18 protein-coding genes and 2 rRNA genes are annotated in these 19,528 nt (G+C 59.8%); 16 read left to right on the forward strand and 4 right to left on the reverse strand.

Annotated features, from left to right (window positions below; translation table 11 throughout):
* Nucleotides 1-6 precede the first annotated feature (6 nt).
* From rrf (F8N62_RS20440) to F8N62_RS20450, 3 genes are all read left to right on the forward strand, one after another.
* Nucleotides 7-122 (forward strand): 5S ribosomal RNA (gene rrf / locus F8N62_RS20440).
* A 107-nt stretch (nucleotides 123-229) separates the two neighbouring features.
* A 5S ribosomal RNA gene (rrf, locus tag F8N62_RS20445) occupies nucleotides 230-345 on the forward strand.
* A 428-nt stretch (nucleotides 346-773) separates the two neighbouring features.
* Complete coding sequence (locus F8N62_RS20450) at nucleotides 774-2,654, forward strand: methyl-accepting chemotaxis protein (protein WP_150712379.1); 1,881 nt, start codon at nucleotides 774-776, stop codon at nucleotides 2,652-2,654.
* 66 nt (nucleotides 2,655-2,720) lie between these two features.
* Here the strand turns inward: F8N62_RS20450 and F8N62_RS20455 are convergent, their stop codons facing one another.
* Entirely contained in the window at nucleotides 2,721-3,431 is a 711-nt protein-coding gene (locus F8N62_RS20455) for a GntR family transcriptional regulator (protein ID WP_150712380.1), read from the reverse strand.
* Nucleotides 3,432-3,631: 200 nt separating this feature from the next.
* On the opposite strand from F8N62_RS20455, the gene lapG reads away from it, so the two are divergent.
* From lapG to F8N62_RS20470, 3 genes are all read left to right on the forward strand, one after another.
* Complete coding sequence (gene lapG, locus F8N62_RS20460) at nucleotides 3,632-4,324, forward strand: cysteine protease LapG (protein WP_150712381.1); 693 nt, start codon at nucleotides 3,632-3,634, stop codon at nucleotides 4,322-4,324.
* A 14-nt stretch (nucleotides 4,325-4,338) separates the two neighbouring features.
* Nucleotides 4,339-6,285, forward strand: coding sequence for a cyclic di-GMP receptor LapD (gene lapD / locus F8N62_RS20465; protein ID WP_150712382.1), 1,947 nt, complete (start codon nucleotides 4,339-4,341; stop codon nucleotides 6,283-6,285).
* A 502-nt stretch (nucleotides 6,286-6,787) separates the two neighbouring features.
* Nucleotides 6,788-7,105: a DUF6124 family protein gene (locus tag F8N62_RS20470; protein WP_150712383.1), complete on the forward strand. Its 318-nt coding sequence runs from the start codon at nucleotides 6,788-6,790 to the stop codon at nucleotides 7,103-7,105.
* A 125-nt stretch (nucleotides 7,106-7,230) separates the two neighbouring features.
* Here the strand turns inward: F8N62_RS20470 and F8N62_RS20475 are convergent, their stop codons facing one another.
* Nucleotides 7,231-7,596 (reverse strand): tryptophan synthase subunit beta, encoded by a 366-nt coding sequence (locus F8N62_RS20475; RefSeq protein ID WP_150712384.1) that lies wholly within the window; start codon nucleotides 7,594-7,596, stop codon nucleotides 7,231-7,233.
* Between the two features lie 230 nt (nucleotides 7,597-7,826).
* Between F8N62_RS20475 and F8N62_RS20480 the strand changes: the two genes are divergently transcribed.
* The 8 genes from F8N62_RS20480 (at nucleotide 7,827) to F8N62_RS20515 (ending at nucleotide 16,967) form a co-directional block, all read left to right on the forward strand.
* Nucleotides 7,827-8,723: a TauD/TfdA dioxygenase family protein gene (locus F8N62_RS20480; protein ID WP_150712385.1), complete on the forward strand. Its 897-nt coding sequence runs from the start codon at nucleotides 7,827-7,829 to the stop codon at nucleotides 8,721-8,723.
* A gap of 17 nt (nucleotides 8,724-8,740) precedes the next feature.
* Nucleotides 8,741-9,766 carry an ABC transporter substrate-binding protein gene (locus tag F8N62_RS20485; RefSeq protein ID WP_150712386.1) on the forward strand — a complete coding sequence of 342 codons (1,026 nt, stop codon included), beginning with the start codon at nucleotides 8,741-8,743 and terminating at the stop codon, nucleotides 9,764-9,766.
* A gap of 5 nt (nucleotides 9,767-9,771) precedes the next feature.
* Complete coding sequence (locus F8N62_RS20490) at nucleotides 9,772-10,632, forward strand: ABC transporter ATP-binding protein (RefSeq protein ID WP_150712387.1); 861 nt, start codon at nucleotides 9,772-9,774, stop codon at nucleotides 10,630-10,632.
* A 20-nt stretch (nucleotides 10,633-10,652) separates the two neighbouring features.
* Entirely contained in the window at nucleotides 10,653-11,519 is an 867-nt protein-coding gene (locus tag F8N62_RS20495; protein ID WP_150712388.1) for an ABC transporter permease, read from the forward strand.
* A gap of 150 nt (nucleotides 11,520-11,669) precedes the next feature.
* On the forward strand, nucleotides 11,670-12,587 hold the full coding sequence (locus F8N62_RS20500; RefSeq protein WP_150712389.1) for a LysR family transcriptional regulator: 918 nt from the start codon (nucleotides 11,670-11,672) through the stop codon (nucleotides 12,585-12,587).
* A 188-nt stretch (nucleotides 12,588-12,775) separates the two neighbouring features.
* Entirely contained in the window at nucleotides 12,776-14,311 is a 1,536-nt protein-coding gene (locus tag F8N62_RS20505; protein ID WP_150712390.1) for an MFS transporter, read from the forward strand.
* Between the two features lie 26 nt (nucleotides 14,312-14,337).
* The gene (locus F8N62_RS20510; protein ID WP_150712391.1) at nucleotides 14,338-15,399 is read left to right on the forward strand and encodes an HlyD family secretion protein; all 1,062 of its coding nucleotides are present in this window, start codon (nucleotides 14,338-14,340) and stop codon (nucleotides 15,397-15,399) included.
* Entirely contained in the window at nucleotides 15,396-16,967 is a 1,572-nt protein-coding gene (locus F8N62_RS20515) for an efflux transporter outer membrane subunit (protein ID WP_150712392.1), read from the forward strand. The genes F8N62_RS20510 and F8N62_RS20515 overlap by 4 nt, the downstream gene beginning before the upstream one ends.
* Before the next feature lie 125 nt (nucleotides 16,968-17,092).
* On the opposite strand, the gene F8N62_RS20520 is transcribed toward F8N62_RS20515, so the two are convergent.
* Together F8N62_RS20520 and F8N62_RS20525 are read right to left on the reverse strand one after the other, a co-directional pair.
* Nucleotides 17,093-17,851, reverse strand: coding sequence for a slipin family protein (locus tag F8N62_RS20520; protein WP_150712393.1), 759 nt, complete (start codon nucleotides 17,849-17,851; stop codon nucleotides 17,093-17,095).
* Nucleotides 17,852-17,853: 2 nt separating this feature from the next.
* Nucleotides 17,854-18,384: an NfeD family protein gene (locus F8N62_RS20525; protein WP_191632410.1), complete on the reverse strand. Its 531-nt coding sequence runs from the start codon at nucleotides 18,382-18,384 to the stop codon at nucleotides 17,854-17,856.
* 275 nt (nucleotides 18,385-18,659) lie between these two features.
* On the opposite strand from F8N62_RS20525, the gene F8N62_RS20530 reads away from it, so the two are divergent.
* Complete coding sequence (locus F8N62_RS20530; RefSeq protein WP_150712395.1) at nucleotides 18,660-19,121, forward strand: aminoacyl-tRNA deacylase; 462 nt, start codon at nucleotides 18,660-18,662, stop codon at nucleotides 19,119-19,121.
* Nucleotides 19,122-19,257: 136 nt separating this feature from the next.
* A complete protein-coding gene (locus F8N62_RS20535) occupies nucleotides 19,258-19,503 on the forward strand; it encodes a DUF2789 domain-containing protein (RefSeq protein WP_150712396.1) in 246 nt (81 codons plus the stop codon).
* Nucleotides 19,504-19,528: the final 25 nt, after the last annotated feature.

The following is a 19,528-nucleotide window of genomic DNA, read 5'->3' on the forward strand; positions in this document are numbered from 1 at the left end:
GAATTTCTTGACGACCATAGAGCATTGGAACCACCTGATCCCATCCCGAACTCAGCAGTGAAACGATGCATCGCCGATGGTAGTGTGGGGTTTCCCCATGTGAGAGTAGGTCATCGTCAAGATTAAATTCCGAAACCCCTATCTGCGTATGCAGGTAGGGGTTTTGTTTTAAGTAGAAGTCACCAATTTTGCTGGCACGTTACCGCGTAACGGGTCGGTCACAGAATTTCTTGACGACCATAGAGCATTGGAACCACCTGATCCCATCCCGAACTCAGCAGTGAAACGATGCATCGCCGATGGTAGTGTGGGGTTTCCCCATGTGAGAGTAGGTCATCGTCAAGATTGAATTCCGAAACCCCTGTCTGCTAATGCAGACAGGGGTTTTGTCGTTTCAGGCCTGAGAAAAGCACCAATAAAACTAAATTCGCAAAAACAAAAAAGCCAGCCCCTGAAAATCCGGGGCTGGCTTTTTTATGCATAGAATTCAGAAATGAAAGCTGATCGTAGCTGCGACATTGTGTAGGTTTCCGTAGGAAGTCGCTGAAGTCAGCGTTGAGTGCTAACTGAACGCTCTAGTACACCGTTCGGCGGGTATCTGACGGAATTGCCGACCATTTTGTAAATGACCCTAAGATTTATCCGGGATGTGCCGACAGACTGGTGAGACATGCGTGCACCAAAGTAGAGCGGCCACAGAATGCCGCTCGTGCTGTACATGGAATGTTGCAACCCGGAACGCATCCCCACTTTCTGCATAGAAGTCCCATCAAATGAATCTCAAGTTCAGCCATAAAATCCTGTTGGCCGCCTCTGGCGTCGTAGTGCTGGCCTTTGCGTTGTTTACTTTGTACAACGACTACCTGCAGCGAAACACCATTCGGCAAAACCTCGAATCCTCGGTCGAACAAGCAGGTGACCTTACCGCCAGCAGCGTGCAGAACTGGATGAGCGGCCGCGTGCTGGTGCTGGAAAACCTCGCGCAGAACGTTGCTCATCAAGGCGCCAATGCGGATTTCCCGGGGCTGGTTGATCAACCGGCCTTTACCTCGAACTTCCAATTCACCTACGTCGGCCAGGCCAATGGCGTGTTCACTCAGCGCCCGGACGCGAAGATGCCGGACGGTTATGACCCACGTCAGCGTCCCTGGTACAAGCAAGCGGTTAGCGCCGACAAGACCATGCTGACTGCGCCCTACATGGCCGCCGTGGGTGGCCTGGTCGTGACCATCGCCATGCCGGTGAAAAAGAACGGCGAGTTGCTCGGCGTGGTTGGCGGTGACCTGAGCCTGGAGACCCTGGTGAAGATCATCAACTCGGTGGACTTTGGCGGTATCGGTCACGCCTTTCTGGTCAGTGCCGACGGTCAAGTGATCGTCAGCCCGGATAAAGATCAGGTCATGAAGCAGCTGAAGGACATCTACCCGAATGCGGGCGTGCGGATCGAAAAAGGTAACCAGGAAGTCACCCTGAATAACCAGGCACGGATCCTCTCGTTCACGCCGGTGAGCGGCTTGCCGAATGCCGAGTGGTACATCGGTCTGTCGATCGACAAGGACAAGGCCTACGCACCACTGAGCCAATTCCGCACCTCGGCGCTGATCGCGATGTTCATCGCCGTCACCGTCATTGCCGTGCTTCTGAGCCTGCTGATCAGCGTGCTGATGCGTCCCCTGACCACGATGGGCCGCGCCATGCAGGACATCGCTCAGGGCGAGGGTGACTTGACCCGTCGTCTGTCTGTGGAAAGCAAAGATGAATTCGGCGAACTGGGCGGCGCCTTCAATCAGTTCGTGGAGCGCATTCACGCATCGATTTCTGAAGTGTCGTCAGCCACGCGCCAGGTCCATGACCTCTCGCAGCGAGTAATGGCCTCGTCCAACGCGTCGATCGTCGGTTCCGACGAACAAAGTGCGCGCACCAACAGTGTGGCGGCGGCAATTAACCAATTGGGCGCCGCCACTCAGGAAATCGCCCGCAATGCTGCCGACGCTTCGCAGCACGCCAGCGGTGCGAGCGAGCAGGCCGATGATGGTCGTCAGGTGGTGGAAAAAACCATTCTGGCCATGACCGAGCTGTCGCAGAAAATCAGCCTGTCGTGCACCCAGATCGAAACCCTCAATGCGAGCACCGACAACATCGGGCATATCCTTGATGTGATCAAAGGCATCTCCCAACAGACCAACCTGCTTGCGCTGAACGCGGCCATCGAAGCGGCCCGCGCCGGTGAAGCCGGTCGTGGTTTTGCGGTAGTGGCGGACGAGGTGCGCAACCTGGCCCATCGCACGCAGGAGTCGGCCGAGGAGATTCACAAGATGATCACTTCGCTGCAGATCGGCTCGCGCGAAGCGGTGACCACCATGAACGCCAGTCAGGCCTCCAGCGAAGAAAGCGTCGAAGTGGCGAACCAGGCGGGGCTGCGATTGGTCAGCGTGACCAAACGCATTGGCGAAATCGATGGCATGAACCAATCGGTGGCGGCTGCGACAGAAGAACAGACGGCGGTGGTGGAAACGCTCAACGTCGACGTCAACCAGATCAACCTGCTGAACCAGCAGAGCGTCGCCAACCTCAATGAAACGTTGAAGGATTGCGATGCGTTGTCGATGCAGGCGAACCGTTTGAAGCAGTTGGTTGATAGCTTCAAGATCTGATTCAGATCTGTGAACCGAGTTATCGTTCTTCGCGAGCAGGCGATTCAGCTCGCCTGTCGCCACGATTTATTTCGAGGTTTTGCGGTTCTTTGCTTCGGGGCTGGCGAGGTAGCGGGTGATGACCTCGACGCCCCGATTAAGGTGTTGCTCAAGCAGTTGCACCGAGCGCTCGATGTCGCGGTCATCCACGGCGCGTAACAGCGCCCGGTGATCTTCCTGGGACAACTTGCCCAGGCCCATGGCTTCAAGGTTGAAGCGCAGGAAGCGTTCTTCTTCGTTCAGTCCATCTTCCACCAGCCTCAACAGCCGACGGTTAGGCGCCTTGCTGTAGAGCGCCATATGGAACAGGCGATTCAACCGGCCGATCTCGGTGTAGTCGTGTTCGGTTTCCAGTTCATCGATATAGCGGCCCGCCTGTTCTATGTCACTGTCAGTGAGCAGCGGAATCGAGCGGCGCAGGGCTTCGGATTCCAGCAGGATGCGCAACTCATAGGTTTCGGCGGCATCGCCCTGCACCAAGGGGGCAACCACCGCGCCTTTATGCGCGACCACATTGAGCAACGCCTGCGCTTCGAGCTGGCGCAACGCTTCGCGGACCGGCATGCGGCTGACCCCGAACAGGTCGGCGAGGTCCTGTTGACGGACCGCTGTGCCACAAGGAAGACGACCGTCGAGAATGGCGGCGCGCAGGGTTTCTTCGATGACCGAGCGGGCCAGGTGAGCGGGAATCGGCCCGTTGACCTTGATACTGCTAAGAGGGTTGGGCTTCTGTGTCACTACAACGCACCCTGTCTGACTGAGGTAATTTGGATCCAAGGGGACACTAGTGACTGCCTGGCGGGTTGTCAAACGCGCTTGGGAAACGGCTCACACCCCAAAGTTTAGCGTGCTCCCGGTGATCTCACCGCGCCATTGTCTTTTAACCGGCTAACCTTCACCATCAATCGATTCCAACTGCCTGACCTGGAAATTTCGCATTGGCGGTACGTTTCGCGATCCCTCGGACTTTGCGCTGGCTGTGCTGCGCGTTGCTGCTGGCCGGTACCTTGCCGGGCGGTCTGCATGCCGATTGGGATTTTTCCCAGATCAGCCGGCGCGCGCAGGCCTTGTACGGGCCACTTGGCGCGGGGCAGCAGCGCATTGATGCCTGGCAGAACCTGCTGGCGACGCAGAAGCAACTCAGCGAGCTGGAACAGCTCAACGTGGTGAATAAGTTCTTCAATAAACAGGTGCGCTACCAAGAGGACACCGACCTGTGGCGTCAGGTCGATTATTGGGAAACCCCGATTGAAGCCTTGTGGAAAGGCGCCGGTGACTGCGAAGACTACGCCATCGCCAAGTATTTCAGCCTGCGCCACCTCGGCGTTTCCAGCGACAAACTGCGGATTACCTACGTCAAGGCCGTCAGCCTGAACCGCGCGCACATGGTGCTGACGTACTATTCCAGCCCCGACGCGATGCCGCTGGTGCTCGACAGCCTGATCGACACCATCAAACCCGCCAGCCAACGAACCGATCTTTTGCCGGTCTACGCTTTTAATGCCGAAGGGGTGTGGTTGCCGGGCGCCAAGGGCAATAAAAAAGTCAGCGACACCAAACGCTTGTCCCGTTGGCAGGACGTGCTGAAGAAAATGCAGGCCGAAGGTTTTCCGGTCGAGACGACTAACTAGGAGCACGCGCTCAGATGTCTTTGTTCAAACAGCTGTTGATCGCTATCTGTCTGTTCCTGGTGGTCGCCTTCACCGGCAGCTTCATGGTCAGCCTCGAAAGCTCGCGCACTCAATACGTCAACCAGTTGCGCTCCCACGCACAGGACGCCGCGACGGCGCTGGCGCTGTCGTTGACGCCGAACCTCGACGATCCGGCGATGGTCGAGTTGCTGGTCAGCTCGATTTTCGACAGCGGTTACTACGCGAGCATCCGTGTGGTCGATCTGGCGGACGACAAGACGCTGGTCGAGCGCAGCGGCAGTCCGGCGGTGAACAACGTGCCGGACTGGTTCGTCAAACTGATCGGCCTCGAGCCGGCCGGCGGCGATGCGATTGTCAGCCGTGGCTGGGAGCAGGCGGCACGGGTCGAAGTGGTCAGCCATCCGATGTTCGCGGTAGCCAAGCTTTGGCAGAGCGCCTTGGGCAGCCTTGGCTGGTTGCTGCTGTGCGGCGCAGTGAGTGCGACGCTGGGCGCGTTGCTGTTGCGCCGGCAATTGAAACCGCTGGATTACATGGTCCAGCAATCGCGCGCGATTGCCCGCCGCGAATTCCTCAGCCTGCCCGACCTGCCGCGCACCCCGGAATTGCGCAGGGTGGTGCAGGCCATGAACCAGATGGTCGAAAAGCTTAAGGCGTTGTTCCAGGAGCAAGCTGAACGCAGTGAAAAACTGCGCGACGAGTCCTATCGGGACACGTTGACCGGATTGGCGAACCGGCGTTATTTCGAGATGGAATTGAACGCACGGGTGAGCAATCCTGAGACCGCCAGTTCGGGTTATTTGTTAATGCTACGGGTCAAGGATCTGGCCGGACTGAACCAGCGCCTGGGCGGTCAACACACCGATGAATTACTCAAAGCCGTCGGCCAGCAGCTGTCGCGTGAGTGCGCCAAATACCCGGAGACGCTGAACCTGGTGACCCGCGTGCGGGGCGGCGAGTTTGCCGTGCTGGCGCCGGGACTGATGCGCGCCGAAGCGCTGCAACTGGCGCAAAACCTCGACACTGCGCTGGCGAGCCTGCATGCAACCGGCGCCACCGATGTGGCGGCGGTGGCCTATATCGGGCTCGTGCCGTTTATCCACGGTGACTCGCCGCTCGCCGTGCTTGGTCTTGCTGATCAGGCACTGGCGCAGGCGGAAGGCCAAGGCGATTCGCGGTGGATTTGCCTGGATCACACGGCACCGGCGAGCCTTGGCGACGATCACCACGCCTGGCACCGCTTGCTCGATCAGGCACTGAATAAGCAGCGGTTTGAGTTGTATTTCCAACCGGTGGTGGCCAGCCACGACACCACGCTGGTGCTGCATTACAAAGTGCTGTCGCGCCTGATCGACGACGAGGGTCAGACGATTCCTGCGGGCCGCTTTCTGCCGTGGCTCGAGCGTTTCGGCTGGGCGGCGCGACTGGATCGGCTGATGCTGGAACGCGTGCTTGCGCAAATGGCTGACCATGAAGAGTCGCTGGCGCTGAACCTGTCGTCGGCGACCCTGACCCATCCGGCGTCACTGAACAAAGTCTTCGATATCTTGCGCGCTCATTCCAATCTCGGCTCACGGTTGACCCTGGAAATCGGCGAGGAACAACTGCCGGAGCAAGCGAAGCTGGAGCATTTGACGCAACGTCTGCGTGAACTCGGGTTCTCACTGGGCCTGCAACACTTTGGTGGTCGCTTCAGCATGATCGGCAACCTGGCGCGGCTTGGGTTGGCGTATTTAAAGGTGGATGGCGTGTACATTCGCGCGATCGATCAGGAAAGCGACAAGCGATTGTTCATCGAGGCGATTCAGCGCGCGGCACACAGCATTGACCTGCCGCTGATTGCCGAGCGCGTTGAGACCGAGGGGGAATTGGCGGTGATCCGCGAGATGGGGGTTTATGGCGTGCAGGGGCGGTTGGTGGGTGAGCCGAGGCCTTGGGGTTAGGCATCGGGAACTGAGGCGTTGCTCAGATCGCTTTCGCGAGCAGGCTCGCTCCCACACTTGATCTTTGGTGATCACAGAATCTGTGTTCACTGAAGATCCCCTGTGGGAGCGAGCCTGCTCGCGAAGGCGTCAGAAAAGACGCCACCAGAGCCAGTGTGGGAATGGTCTGACTGACGACAGCAGCGTCGGAGATTTCCTTCAAGTTGCGGCGGTGTTGGTGAACTTGTGGGGCCCATGGCCTGGGGATAGTCTGAGTTTGTCACTGAATTAACAGTGACACGGACGTGCAGGTCCGAGTAAAACCTTAATCCCAAAAAACGACACGGGCTATTCATCGGGCATTTATGCTCGCTGTGATCTCTCTATGGCGGCCGTGTGCGGGAGACCTTAGGGTCTGCCGAGGTTTTGGGATTGGGTGACTCGGTCTTGCACCCCGCACATAGCTGCCACCCTATTTGCGTGCAAGCGAACTGGGTTCAGCGTCCCTTTTCAGGAGGCACCCATGTCCAACATTACTTCCGATTCGCCAGGTCATTCTGGCCCTTCCGAGCCCGAGCCCGGCAAAGGCCACCTCTTCACCGTTTCCCCCCACGTCAACATCGAAACCCTGCTGGCGAACGCCTCAGAAGACCTGCTCTCCATCAGCGCCATCGCGGCCAACCTCGCCGATGATGTGGACGGCTCAAGCCGATCCGTCGCGCTGGCGCTTAACCGAATGGCCGAAGGGGTTCATTTGTTGGTGGAGCGGGCGCTGGATCACCTGGAATCGCCGGAGTTGTTGGCGTTTTTGTTCAAGAAGGATAAGCCTGCGGTGACATGAAGACCGCCATCGCGGGCAAGCCCGCTCCCACAGGTTTTGGGGTTGGTTACAAATGTGTGATCAACCGTTATCCCTGTGGGAGCGGGCTTGCCCGCGATAGCGTCAGAACAGACAACAAAAAAGGCTTAGATCAACCCCGCCTCATCCTCATCCACCAAATGGCTCAACCCTCCCATCTCCTCCCGGAACTGTGTCCGGTTCGACAGTTTGGCTTGCGCAGCCGCCGGCAGATCGGTAACGCGGATCACGCCTTTGTCGGTCAGCACCTGAATCAAGTCGTCGAGTACCCGGATCATGTCCAGGTCGCTCTGTCTCAATTGCTTGAGTTGCTTAATTTGCTGAAGTTGTTTTTGACTGGTCGCCATAACCTCGCTGGCAAACCACTCCTGCAGATCAGGGTGTTCAGCGGCCAGTGTTTCAGTGGATTCAGCATAAGCCTCAGCTTCCACGCGCATCAATTGACCATCGGCATTGCGTTGCACGTAGAACATTCAGCGTCCCTCACGAGTTGAGCAGCGTCATCCTGTCAGCAGCATAGGCGAAATACGCCATATGGTTATTCGCTAACGGTATTTAAATTTAAGTTCTTATACCTATAAAGTCACACTCCTGCGTACCTGCCGACCAATCGGCGCGCCGCCTGACACGAACCAACACGGGACCTCCGTGAGTTTCTGATCAACGTGCGCGCCCCTGAGCGTGCCGTGCGTGGGAGTGATTTATGTCTGCAGCTACTGCTACCCCTAGCGCCGCGAACATCGCGCGGCAAATCTTCGAGATCCGCCCGTTCAGCGGCGCCGTCGGTGCCGAAATCATCGGCCTCGATCTGTCCCGCCCGATCAATGACGAGGATTTTGCCCGCATCCACCGCGCGCACCTGGATCATCACGTGGTGGTGTTCCGCGACCAACGCATTACCCCTGAACAACACATCGACTTCAGCCGCCGTTTCGGCGTGTTGCAGATCCACGTGCTCAAGCAGTTCCTGCTGGCCGGGCACCCGGAAATTCTCATCGTTTCCAACATCATCGAGAACGGTCAATCCATCGGTCTCGGTGACGCCGGCAAATTCTGGCACTCCGACCTGTCCTATAAAGCACTGCCGAGCCTCGGTTCGATGCTGCACGCCCAAGAGCTGCCATCCGAAGGCGGCGACACCCTGTTTGCCGACATGCACAAAGCCTGGGACAACCTGCCCGAAGCGTTGCGCAAAGCCGTCGCAGGACGCAGCGCAGCGCACTCCTACACCGCACGCTACAGCGAGACCAAGTTCGAAGGCAACTGGCGCCCGACCTTGACGCCGGAGCAACTGGCGCAGGTCGCCGAAGTCGTCCACCCGATTGTTCGCACACACCCGGAAAACGGTCGCAAGGCGTTGTTCGTCAGCGAGGGTTTCACCACCCGCATCGTCGGTCTGCCGGACGACGAAAGCAAGCAACTGCTCGACGAGCTCTACGCCCACAGCGTGCTGCCGCAGAACATCTACCGCCATCACTGGCAGCCCCACGACCTGGTGTTCTGGGACAACCGCTCGCTGATTCATCTCGCCGCCGGATGCCCCAGCCATCTGCGCCGCAAGTTGTATCGCACCACCATCCAGGGCGACGCGCCTTTCTGATTTGTCGGAGAATTTTCATGTCCAAACGTCTTCCATTTGCACCGCTGGCCGCGGCCATCGGCCTGGGTTTCAGCCTGATCGCCGGCAGCCTGGTGGCGCCGACCGTAGCCCACGCCGAAGGTGAAATCCGCATCGCCGAACAATTCGGCATCGTTTATCTGCTGCTCAACGTAGTGCGCGATCAAAACCTGATCGAGAAGTACGGCAAGCAGGAAGGCATCGACATCCAGGTTGACTGGACGCAGCTGTCCGGTGGCGCGGCGGTCAACGATGCGTTGCTCTCCGGTTCGATTGATATCGCCGGCGCGGGCGTCGGTCCGCTGCTGACCATCTGGGACCGCACCCACGGCAAGCAGAACGTCAAAGCCGTCGCCTCCCTCGGCAACTTCCCGTATTACCTGGTGAGCAACAATCCCAAGGTCAAAACCATTGCCGACTTCACCGAGCAGGATCGCATTGCCGTGCCGGCGGTGGGTGTGTCGGTGCAGTCGCGCTTCCTGCAATACGCGGCGGCCAAGCAGTGGGGCGACAAGGAATTCAATCGCCTCGACAAGTACACCATCGCCGTTCCACACCCCGACGCCACGGCGGCGCTGATCGCCGGCGGCACCGAGTTGAGCGGGCACTTTTCCAACCCACCGTTCCAGGACCAGGCGCTGGCCAACCCGAACGTGCACGTGGTGTTGAACACCTATGACTTACTCGGCCCGAACTCGCCGACGGTGCTGTTCGCCACCGAGAAATTCCGCAATGAAAACCCGAAAACCTACAAAGCTTTCGTTGAGGCGTTGACCGAAGCCGCGCAGTTTGCCCAGAACGATAAAGGCGCCGCTGCCGACACTTACATCCGCGTGACCAAGGCGAAAATCGATCGCGCGGCCCTGCTGAAAATCATCGACAACCCGCAGTTCGAATTCAGCGTTACACCGAAAAACACCTACCCGCTCGCCGAATTTCTCTACCGCGTCGGCGCGATCAAAAACAAACCGGATTCGTGGAAGGATTACTTCTTCCAGGACGCCAAACCGCTGCAAGGGAGCTGACCGACATGAACGCCCCTTTGCAAGGCCACACGGTCAGCAAACCGACCGCAGCAACCCAGGCGTTGCTGTCGGTCGACAACGTCAGCCTCGAATACCGCACGCCGCAACGGGTGGTTCGGGCGACTCATCAAGTCAGTTTTGAAATCGATCCGGCGGACCGCTTTGTACTGCTGGGGCCGTCCGGTTGCGGTAAATCGACATTGCTCAAGGCTGTCGCCGGATTTATCCAGCCGGTTGAAGGGGAAATCCGTCTGCAAGGGCAGCGCGTCGATGCGCCGGGGCCGGACCGGATCGTGGTGTTTCAGGAATTCGATCAGCTGCCGCCGTGGAAAACCGTCAAACAGAACGTGATGTTTCCGCTGCTGGCGTCGAAAACCCTCAAGCGAAAAGAGGCCGAAGAACGCGCGCTGCACTACCTCGACAAAGTCGGGTTGGCGGCGTTTGCCGATGCCTATCCGCACACCTTGTCTGGCGGCATGAAAGCGCGCGTCGCCATCGCTCGTGCCTTGGCGATGCAGCCAAAAATCCTGCTGATGGACGAACCCTTCGCCGCCCTCGACGCACTGACCCGCCGCAAGATGCAGGAAGAATTACTGCTGCTCTGGGAAGAAGTGCGCTTCACTCTGCTGTTCGTCACGCACTCCATCGAAGAAGCGCTGGTGGTCGGTAACCGCATCCTGCTGTTGTCGCCGCATCCGGGGCGCGTGCGGGCGGAAGTGCACAGCCATCAATACGATTTGCACAGCCTCGGTGGCGTGGCGTTTCAGGAATCGGCACGACGGATTCATCGCTTGTTGTTCGATGAAGGCCAGTCAGCGGAAACCGAGCGCGAGCTGGATTTTTCCGACATTCGCATCGCTTATTGAGCCATTGAAAGGAGTGCCCGATGAGCCCGTTTTCATCTGTGCGTGAAGAATTTGAAACCGCTTTGCAACCGCTCACCAGCGTGCCGCTCGAGCGTGAATTGCCCCTCGGCCAGCGTCTATGGCAACAGGGCTGGGTGCGTAAAAGCCTGATCCTGATTTTGCTCGCGGTGCTGTGGGAAGTGGTGGCGCGGATTCAGAACAACGACCTGTTGCTGCCGAGTTTCGTGCAAACGTCCAGCGCGCTCTACGACGGCCTGCTCAGCGGCGAACTGCTGGGCAAGGTGTGGATTTCTCTGGTGGTGTTGCTCAAGGGTTACCTGATCGGCATCGTCCTGGCGTTTGGCCTGACGACCCTGGCGGTGTCGACGCAGTTCGGACGCGACTTGCTGAGTACGCTGACGTCGATGTTCAACCCGTTACCGGCGATCGCGCTGCTGCCGCTGGCGCTGTTGTGGTTCGGGTTGGGGCAGAACAGCCTGATTTTTGTGCTGGTGCATTCGGTGCTCTGGGCGCTGGCGTTGAACACCTACGCCGGATTTTTGGGCGTCTCGGAAACCCTGCGCATGGCCGGGCGCAATTACGGCTTGAAGGGCATGCGTTTTGTGCTGTTCATCCTGATTCCGGCGGCGCTGCCGTCGATTCTTGCCGGGCTGAAAATCGGCTGGGCGTTTGCCTGGCGTACGCTGATCGCCGCTGAACTCGTATTCGGCGCAACCAGCGGCAAGGGTGGATTGGGTTGGTACATTTTTCAGAATCGCAATGAGCTGTACACGGACAAGGTGTTTGCCGGGCTGGCGGTGGTGATCTTGATCGGGTTGCTGGTGGAGAATCTGGTGTTCGATACGCTGGAGCGGGTGACGGTGAAGCGGTGGGGGATGCAGCGGTAGTCAGGGAATTGAGTGTCATCGAAAAAGATCGCAGCCTTCGGCAGCTCCTACGTTGGAATACGGACATTCGTAGGAGCTGCCGAAGGCTGCGATCTTTTGATCTGCTAGCATTGCGCCCGGATCAATCCAGATCTGCCACGAGTGCTCAGCATGCAACTCCCGGACATGAATCTTCTGGTCGCCCTCGACGCTTTGCTCGACGAAGGCAGCGTGGTGGGCGCTGCGCGGCGGATGAACCTCAGCCCGGCGGCGATGAGCCGCACGCTCACACGCATCCGCGAAGCCATGGGCGATCCGATTCTGGTGCGTGCCGGTCGAGGCCTGGTGCCGACGCCCAAGGCATTGGAGTTGCGCGAGCAGGTGCGGGATCTGGTTGAGCAGGCTGCGTTGCTGTTCCGCTCCGCCGATGAAGTGGATCTGGGCAGTTTGCGGCGACGCTTCAGCATTCGCGCCAACGATTTTTTTGTGGGTGTGTATGGCGGCAAGCTGTTTGACACCATGGAGCGACAGGCGCCGCACTGCGAGCTGCGCTTCGTTCCGGAGGGCGATGGCGATGATGAAGCGTTGCGTGAAGGCCGCATCGATTTAAGCGTGAGCAACAATCGGCCGGTGATGCCGGAGGTCAAAGTGCAGAACCTGTTCCCCACGCACTTCGTTGGCCTGGTGCGTGAAGACCATCCGCTGTTCGACAAGGAAATCACCGCGGAGCGCTACGCCGGTTTTTCTCACATCAGCATGTCCCGTCGCGGCATCGCCCGCGGCCCGATCGACACGGCGCTCAATGCCCTGGGGCTGGAGCGGCGGGTGGCGGTGATTGCGCCGAGCTTCCATGCGGCGATGTTCGCGTTGCCCGATTCTGACCTGATCCTGCCGGTGCCGAAGGAAGCGTTGCTCAGCGTACGAAGGCTGGGCTTGAAACTGCGCTCATTCACGCTGCCGATCCCGTTGCCGACGATCATGTTGACCCAGGCGTGGCACCCGCGCTTCGACAAGGATCCGGCGCACCGCTGGATGCGTGAAACGTTGAAGGCGTGTTGCGATGAGACGTGGCAGGCTGCGCAACCTTGAAAAACCAGGATCGCAGCCTTCGGCAGCTCCTACAGGGTATCGCGTGCCCTGTAGGAGCTGCCGAAGGCTGCGATCTTTTGTTTCGACAGTTGCGTCAAGCGCACTTATAACTTGCCAATAAGTTGATTTTCGTCAGCTTCCGCACTTCTTAGAATGCTCCGCAATCCAACCCCCGGAGCTTTCAATCCATGACTTCCCTCACGGTCACGGCGCCTGTTGCCGCGACCAGCCCAGCCGCCGTGACGCCGCCGGTTTTCGGCCCGCGGATCATCATCGGTCTGGTGGGCGTGTTGCTGGCGGTGTTGGTGTCGGGCCTCAACGAGATGGTGACCAAGGTCGCCCTCGCGGACATACGCGGCGCATTGGCCATCGGCTACGACGAAGGCACTTGGCTGGTCGCCAGTTACACCGCGACGTCGGTGGCGGCGATGGCGTTCGCGCCGTGGTGCTCGGTGACGTTTTCGTTGCGCCGTTTCACCCTCTGCGCGATCAGCCTGTTCACCCTGTTGGGTGTGCTGTGCCCATTTGCCCCCAACTACGAAAGCCTGCTGCTGATGCGCACCTTGCAAGGTCTGGCGGGCGGTGCGTTGCCACCGATGCTGATGACCGTTGCCCTGCGTTTTTTACCGGCCAACGTGAAGCTCTACGGCTTGGCCGGTTATGCCCTGACGGCAACATTCGGCCCCGGGCTCGGCACCCCGTTGGCGGGGTTGTGGACCGAGCACGTCGGCTGGCAATGGACGTTCTGGCAAATCATCGCGCCGTGCCTGATCGCCATGGCGGCAGTGGCCTACGGTTTGCCTCAGGACCCTGTGCGGCTGGAGCGTTTCAAGCAATTCAACTGGCGCGGGTTGCTCTTGGGTTTTCCGGCGATCTGCATGCTGGTCATCGGTATCTTGCAGGGCAATCGCCTGGACTGGTTCGAGTCGAGCCTGATCTGCGGATTGCTCGGCGGCGGGTTGCTGTTGCTGGTGCTGTTTCTGATCAACGAATGGTCGCAGCCGATCCCGTTTTTCAAGATGCAGATGCTCGGCATCCGCAACTTGTCGTTCGCGTTGCTGACGCTGGCGGGCGTGCTGGTGATCTTGCTGGCGGTGATCATTATTCCGTCCAGTTACCTGGCGCAGGTCCAGGGTTATCGCCCGGTGCAGACCGCGCCGATCATGCTGCTGGCGGCGCTGCCCCAATTGATCGCGCTGCCGCTGGTGGCGGCGCTGTGCAACCTGCGCCGGGTCGATTGCCGGTGGGTGTTGGGCCTCGGCCTGAGCATGCTGGCGCTGTCGTGCGTCGGTGGCTCGCAATTGACGTCGGTGTGGATCCGCGACGATTTTTACGTGCTGCAACTGCTGCAAATCTTCGGGCAACCGATGGCGGTGCTGCCGCTGTTGATACTCGCGACCGGCAGCATCAGCCCGATGGAAGGGCCCTACGCTTCGGCCTGGTTCAACACCGTCAAAGGCCTGTCGGCGGTGATCGCCACCGGCGTGATCGAAGCGCTGACGACCTCGCGGCTGCACTTCCATTCGACCATGTTAGTGGACCGTCTCGGCAATTCGCCGCTGGTGGACAGCGACAGTGCGGGCCTCGCCCATCGACTGCATGAGCAGGCCGTGGTGCTGACGGCCTCTGATCTTTATCTGTGCATGACCGGCATCGCTCTGGCGCTGATCCTGCTGATTTTCTGGCTGCCGACGCGGGTGTATCCGCCGCGTGCGCCGACTTGAATGCTTCACTGAAACAGAAGGTTTTTATGACGACTCAATCCAAGCAAAAAGTCGCCGTGAGCGTTGCCGCCGTGGTGGCAATCGGTGTGCTGGTGTACCTGCTGGCACCGGTATTCGGCAAGCGTACGCAACAGACCACCAACGACGCTTTTGTCTCCGCCGACTTCACCTTGGTGGTGCCGCGCGTCGCCGGGTTTATCAAGGAAGTGCTGGTGGAAGACAACCAGCAGGTCAAGGCCGGGCAAATGCTGGCGCTGATCGATGACCGGGATTTGCGCGCCGCCGCTCAGGCCGCTGACGCCGAAACCCTGGTGGCGCGGGCGCAGTTGCAAAACGCTCGCGCCACGCTTGAGCGACAGACGTCGGTGATCGCTCAGGCGCAGGCCACCGTCGTGTCGGCGAAGGCTGAAATGGCCTTCGCCGAACATGAATTGAACCGCTACAACCACCTCGCCGGCGTCGGCGCGGGTACGGTGCAGAATGCCCAGCAAGCCCGCACGCGGATCGATCAGGCCAACGCGCGGTTGGCCAATGCGACGGCGGTGCTGGCGGCGGAACGCAAGCAAGTCGAGATCCTGGCCGCACAGCGCGACGCTGCGGACGGTGGCTTGAAACGGGCGCAAGCGGCGCTGGAAATGGCCAGCTACGAGTTGTCGTATACGCGCATCGTGGCGCCTCAGGACGGCATGGTCGGCGAGCGAGCGGTGCGCGTCGGCGCCTATGTCACGCCGGGCAGCAAGCTGCTGGCGGTGGTGCCATTGTCACAGGCCTATGTGGTCGCCAATTTTCAGGAAACGCAACTGACCGATGTAAAACCGGGGCAGGGTGTTCAGGTACGAGTGGACAGCTTGGGTGGCGAAGCGCTGCGCGGTCGCGTCGAGAGCATTGCCCCGGCGACAGGGGTGACTTTTGCTTCGATCAAACCGGACAACGCGACCGGGAACTTCACCAAGGTGGTGCAGCGGATTCCGGTGAAGATCGTCCTGGAACCGGGGCAGCCGTTGGCTGAGCGGCTGCGGGTGGGGATGTCGGTGGAGGCGAGTATTGATACAGCGGGCACGCATGATCATGAGGTTGTTCAGCGATGAAGATTTTCGTTGGCTGTTCTGACGCCTTCGCGAGCAAGCTCGCTCCCACATTAGATCTATGCACTACGCAAAATTCGCACTCAAAAAGAGATCCCCTGTGGGAGCGAGCTTGCTCGCGAAGAGGCCGTCAGCTTCACTTCACTTTTTGCGCCCTGCTGGTCATGAGCCTCACCGCCTGCACCGTCGGCCCGGACTTCAAGAAGCCCGAGGCTCAGCAGATTTCCGAATGGTCCAAGCCACACAATGCGGCTGCCAGCCAAGCCGTCGCCCAGGACATGGACGAACGCTGGTGGGAAGTTTTTCGCGACCCGCAACTTACCGCCCTGACCCAGCGCGCGCTGACCGACAACCTCGACCTGAAGCTCGCCAGCAGCCGCTTGCAGCAAAGCCGCGCCGCACGTCAGGTGATCACTGCCGAGCGCTACCCGAACACCGCCGCCACCGGCAGTTACGGGCGTAAACGCAACAGCGGCGAAGGCCTGAGCGATCCATCGGGGCATGACGGCAACTCGGCCTTCAACCTGTGGGATGCAGGGTTTTCGGCCTCTTGGGAACTGGACTTCTGGGGTCGCGTGCGGCGCGAAACCGAAGCGGCCGACGCCACGCTGGAAGTCGCGGAAAACGACCAGCGCGGCGTGTTGCTGTCGGTGCTCGCTGAAACCGCACAGGACTACATTCAGCTGCGCGGCGTGCAAAATACCCGCGCCGTCACCGAGCAGAACCTCGACGTCGCCCGCCACAGCCTGAAGCTGTCGCAACTGCGCCTGGCAGACGGTGTCGCCACCGACCTGGACGTCGCCGAAGCTGCGGCGCAAGTGGCGGCCATCGAGTCGCGCCTGCCGGCATTGGAGCAGCGCCAGGCACAGCTGATCAATGCCCTGAGTTTGTTGATGGGCGAACCGCCACAAGCGCTGCATGCCGAGTTATCCACAGACGCGCCGGTGCCGCAAACCCCGCGTCAGGTTGCCATCGGCCTGCCGTCGCAACTGGCCGAACGGCGCCCGGACATCCGCCAGGCCGAAGCGCGCCTGCATGCGGCCACCGCCAACATCGGCGTGGCCAAGGGCGATTTTTATCCGCGCATCACCCTGTCGGGCAACCTCGGCTCGCAAGCCATGCAACTGAGCGACTACGGGTCATGGGGTTCACGGGCATTTGGCATCGGCCCGCAATTGAGCCTGCCGCTGTTCGATGGCGGTCGCCTGCGCGGTGTTCTCAACCTGCGTGAAGCGCAACAACAGGAAGCCGCGATTGCCTACCAGCACACCGTGCTGCGGGCCTGGCATGAAATCGACGATCAGCTAAGCGCGTACAACGCCAGCCAGCTGCGCCGCGACAGCCTAGCCGAAGCCGTTCGCCAAAACCAGATCGCCCTGCGCACTGCGCAACAGCAATACGTGGAAGGGGTGGTCGATTTCGTCAACGTCCTCACCGTGCAAGGCGAGTTGCTGGCGACGCAGCAGCAGTGGGTCGAGAGCTCGACCGGGGTTTCGTTGGCAATGGTTGGGTTGTACAAGGCGTTGGGCGGGGGATGGGAGTCGGTGTATCCCATTTCCGTGCAGCGTTGATAACTGTAGGAGCGAGCTTGCTCGCGATGGTCGTTAACGAAAACGCGTAGTGATTGTGAAAACGCGGCGCCCGAAGTTTTTCGCGAGCGAGCTCGCTCCTACAAAGGGCATTTTCGTTTTCAGGGTTATGGTTTCGACGACAAATCCGCCATCCCCTTGAGCAATTCAATCGGCAGCGGAAAGACGATGGTCGAGGTTTTGTCTCCGGCAATCGAGCTCAGGGTCTGCATGTACCGCAGCTGCATGGCGCCCGGTTGGCGGCCGAGCATTTCGGCGGCTTGCATGAGTTTTTCCGAGGCCTGCAATTCACCTTCGGCGTGGATGACTTTGGCCCGGCGTTCGCGCTCGGCTTCGGCTTGTTTGGCGATGGCGCGGACCATCGATTCGTTGAGGTCGACGTGTTTGATCTCGACGTTGGCGACTTTGATGCCCCAGGCGTCGGTCTGAGCGTCGAGAACTTGCTGGATATCGATGTTCAGGCGTTCGCGCTCGGCCAGCAGTTCATCGAGTTCGTGCTTGCCGAGCACCGCGCGCAAGGTGGTCTGGGCCAGTTGGCTGGTGGCCATCAAAAAGTCTTCGACCTGGATGATCGCCTTCTGCGGGTCGAGCACGCGGAAGTACAGCACCGCGTTGACCTTGACCGAAACGTTGTCGCGGGTGATCACGTCTTGCGGCGGCACGTCGAGAACCACGGTGCGCAAATCCACCCGGACCATTTGCTGCACCACTGGAATCAGCAGGATCAGGCCGGGGCCTTTGACCTGCCAGAAACGGCCGAGCTGGAACACCACCCCGCGTTCGTATTCGCGCAGGATACGGAAGGTCGATCCCGCCAGCGCGATCAGCAACAGCAGCAGTGCGGCAAAACCCAGTTGCAGGCCCATGGTTAGTCTCCAGCCGGCGCCGCGTCAGCCGCGGCCACTTGCAGCAGTAATCCCTTGCGTGCCACCACCCGGACGTGTTGCCCGCGTTGCAGCGGCGTGTTGCTCAGTACCTGCCACTGTTCTCCTTGCAGGTGCACCCAGCCGTTACACGCATTGTCGGGCTGCAAAGACATCACGCGGGTGACGCTGCCGACCAGGCCGGCATCGCCACTGACGGTGTGGCGCGGTCGGGTTTTCAGGGCGTGAATCAGCAGGAAGATCAACAGCAACGCGCTGATCAATCCCAAGCCGACCATCAAGGGCACAGGCACTTCGGTGTTGGTCAAAATCACCGCACCGATGACAAACATCACAATCCCGCCCAGCCCGATCACGCCGTAATTGGGCAAGGCCGCTTCTGCGATCAGAAACGCGATGCCAAACGTGATCAGCCAGATGCCGATGGGGTTGGGCATAAGAATCACGGTGTCCGCCGCGAATGCCGATCCGCTCAGGGCCAACAGCAACGCAACTGCACAACAACGAGTGTTCACGTGACCCTCCATGTGGGAGCGAGCCTGCTCCGGGCGGCGTTCCGACGATGAACTTGAGAGCGCCGCGCTGATCCAGACAACCCGCGTCACCGTTAACGCCCATCGCTCTACTCAGTCTAGTCCAGCTGCGAATTGTACGAATTTTGACCCGTTGTCGACGGTGTTCCGGCGGGCAGATTTCCCCCGCGAAGGCGCCACCCGGCCTAAACTTTCCAATGGCGAAACAAGGTTTATCCCATCGTCCGCGAACCTCATTGCGGACACCGAGGTGCATCATGCGTATGGCAAGAACGGTGCAGAGCAGCCTGGAAAAGGCGCGCTGCGAATTCGACATCGTCACCCACCCCCACTCGGCCAGCAGCCTCGAAACGGCGCGGGTCGCGGGCATTCCCGCCGAGCGGGTGGCCAAATCGGTGATCCTCGACGACCACCATGGTCATTACCTGATGGCCGTGTTGCCGGCGAGTGAGCACCTGGACCTGAGCAAAGTGCGCAGCAGCGGCGAGTGGCAGGTCACCCGGGAAAGCAACCTGGCGCATCTGTTCGGAGACTGTGAACGCGGCGCCGTGCCGGCGTTGGGTGAGTCTTATGGGCTGGACATGGTCATCGACCCGATGCTGACCCGCCAGAAAGACATCTACCTGGAGGCCGGCAACCACAACAACCTGCTGCACATGAGCATGCCCGAGTATCTGAAAATGGTGCCGCATGCCGAGGTGCGGGAGTTGAGTCATTGAGTAATGTGTCGTCAGTGACACCGCTATCGCGAGCAGGCTCGCTCCCACAGGGGCACGCGTTCAACTGTGGGAGCGAGCCTGCTCGCGATAGCGGAGTAACTACCCTCAATCAATTGCCACAAAAAAGGTATTCAACATGGAATCCCCAACCCACAGCCTCCCCGCCCTCTTCAAACAACTCGGCCTGGACAGCGACCCCGTCAGCATCGACCAATTCATCGCCACCCATTCACCGCTCAAACCGGAACTGCATCTGGCGGATGCGTTTTTCTGGAGCAAGAGCCAGGCGGCGTTTTTGCGCGATGAGATTCTCGATGACGCGGATTGGGCGGAGGTGGTGGATCAATTGGATGTGTTGATGCGGAAGGGGCGGGGGGTGTAAAGAACATCGAAAACTCAGTTCCTTG

It is taken from the genome of Pseudomonas fluorescens, assembly GCF_902497785.1.
Classification (GTDB): Bacteria; Pseudomonadota; Gammaproteobacteria; order Pseudomonadales; family Pseudomonadaceae; genus Aquipseudomonas; species Aquipseudomonas fluorescens_BO.

Excerpts from the sequence above, each read along its gene's own strand:
- F8N62_RS20450 (WP_150712379.1), top strand. The coding sequence starts at position 774 with ATGAATCTCAAGTTCAGCCATAAAATCCTGTTGGCCGCCTCTGGCGTC.
- lapD (WP_150712382.1), top strand. The coding sequence starts at position 4,339 with ATGTCTTTGTTCAAACAGCTGTTGATCGCTATCTGTCTGTTCCTGGTG.
- F8N62_RS20470 (WP_150712383.1), top strand. The coding sequence starts at position 6,788 with ATGTCCAACATTACTTCCGATTCGCCAGGTCATTCTGGCCCTTCCGAG.
- F8N62_RS20475 (WP_150712384.1), bottom strand. The coding sequence starts at position 7,596 with ATGTTCTACGTGCAACGCAATGCCGATGGTCAATTGATGCGCGTGGAA.
- F8N62_RS20480 (WP_150712385.1), top strand. The coding sequence starts at position 7,827 with ATGTCTGCAGCTACTGCTACCCCTAGCGCCGCGAACATCGCGCGGCAA.
- F8N62_RS20485 (WP_150712386.1), top strand. The coding sequence starts at position 8,741 with ATGTCCAAACGTCTTCCATTTGCACCGCTGGCCGCGGCCATCGGCCTG.
- F8N62_RS20490 (WP_150712387.1), top strand. The coding sequence starts at position 9,772 with ATGAACGCCCCTTTGCAAGGCCACACGGTCAGCAAACCGACCGCAGCA.
- F8N62_RS20495 (WP_150712388.1), top strand. The coding sequence starts at position 10,653 with ATGAGCCCGTTTTCATCTGTGCGTGAAGAATTTGAAACCGCTTTGCAA.
- F8N62_RS20500 (WP_150712389.1), top strand. The coding sequence starts at position 11,670 with ATGCAACTCCCGGACATGAATCTTCTGGTCGCCCTCGACGCTTTGCTC.
- F8N62_RS20505 (WP_150712390.1), top strand. The coding sequence starts at position 12,776 with ATGACTTCCCTCACGGTCACGGCGCCTGTTGCCGCGACCAGCCCAGCC.
- F8N62_RS20510 (WP_150712391.1), top strand. The coding sequence starts at position 14,338 with ATGACGACTCAATCCAAGCAAAAAGTCGCCGTGAGCGTTGCCGCCGTG.
- F8N62_RS20515 (WP_150712392.1), top strand. The coding sequence starts at position 15,396 with ATGAAGATTTTCGTTGGCTGTTCTGACGCCTTCGCGAGCAAGCTCGCT.
- F8N62_RS20520 (WP_150712393.1), bottom strand. The coding sequence starts at position 17,851 with ATGGGCCTGCAACTGGGTTTTGCCGCACTGCTGCTGTTGCTGATCGCG.
- F8N62_RS20530 (WP_150712395.1), top strand. The coding sequence starts at position 18,660 with ATGCGTATGGCAAGAACGGTGCAGAGCAGCCTGGAAAAGGCGCGCTGC.
- F8N62_RS20535 (WP_150712396.1), top strand. The coding sequence starts at position 19,258 with ATGGAATCCCCAACCCACAGCCTCCCCGCCCTCTTCAAACAACTCGGC.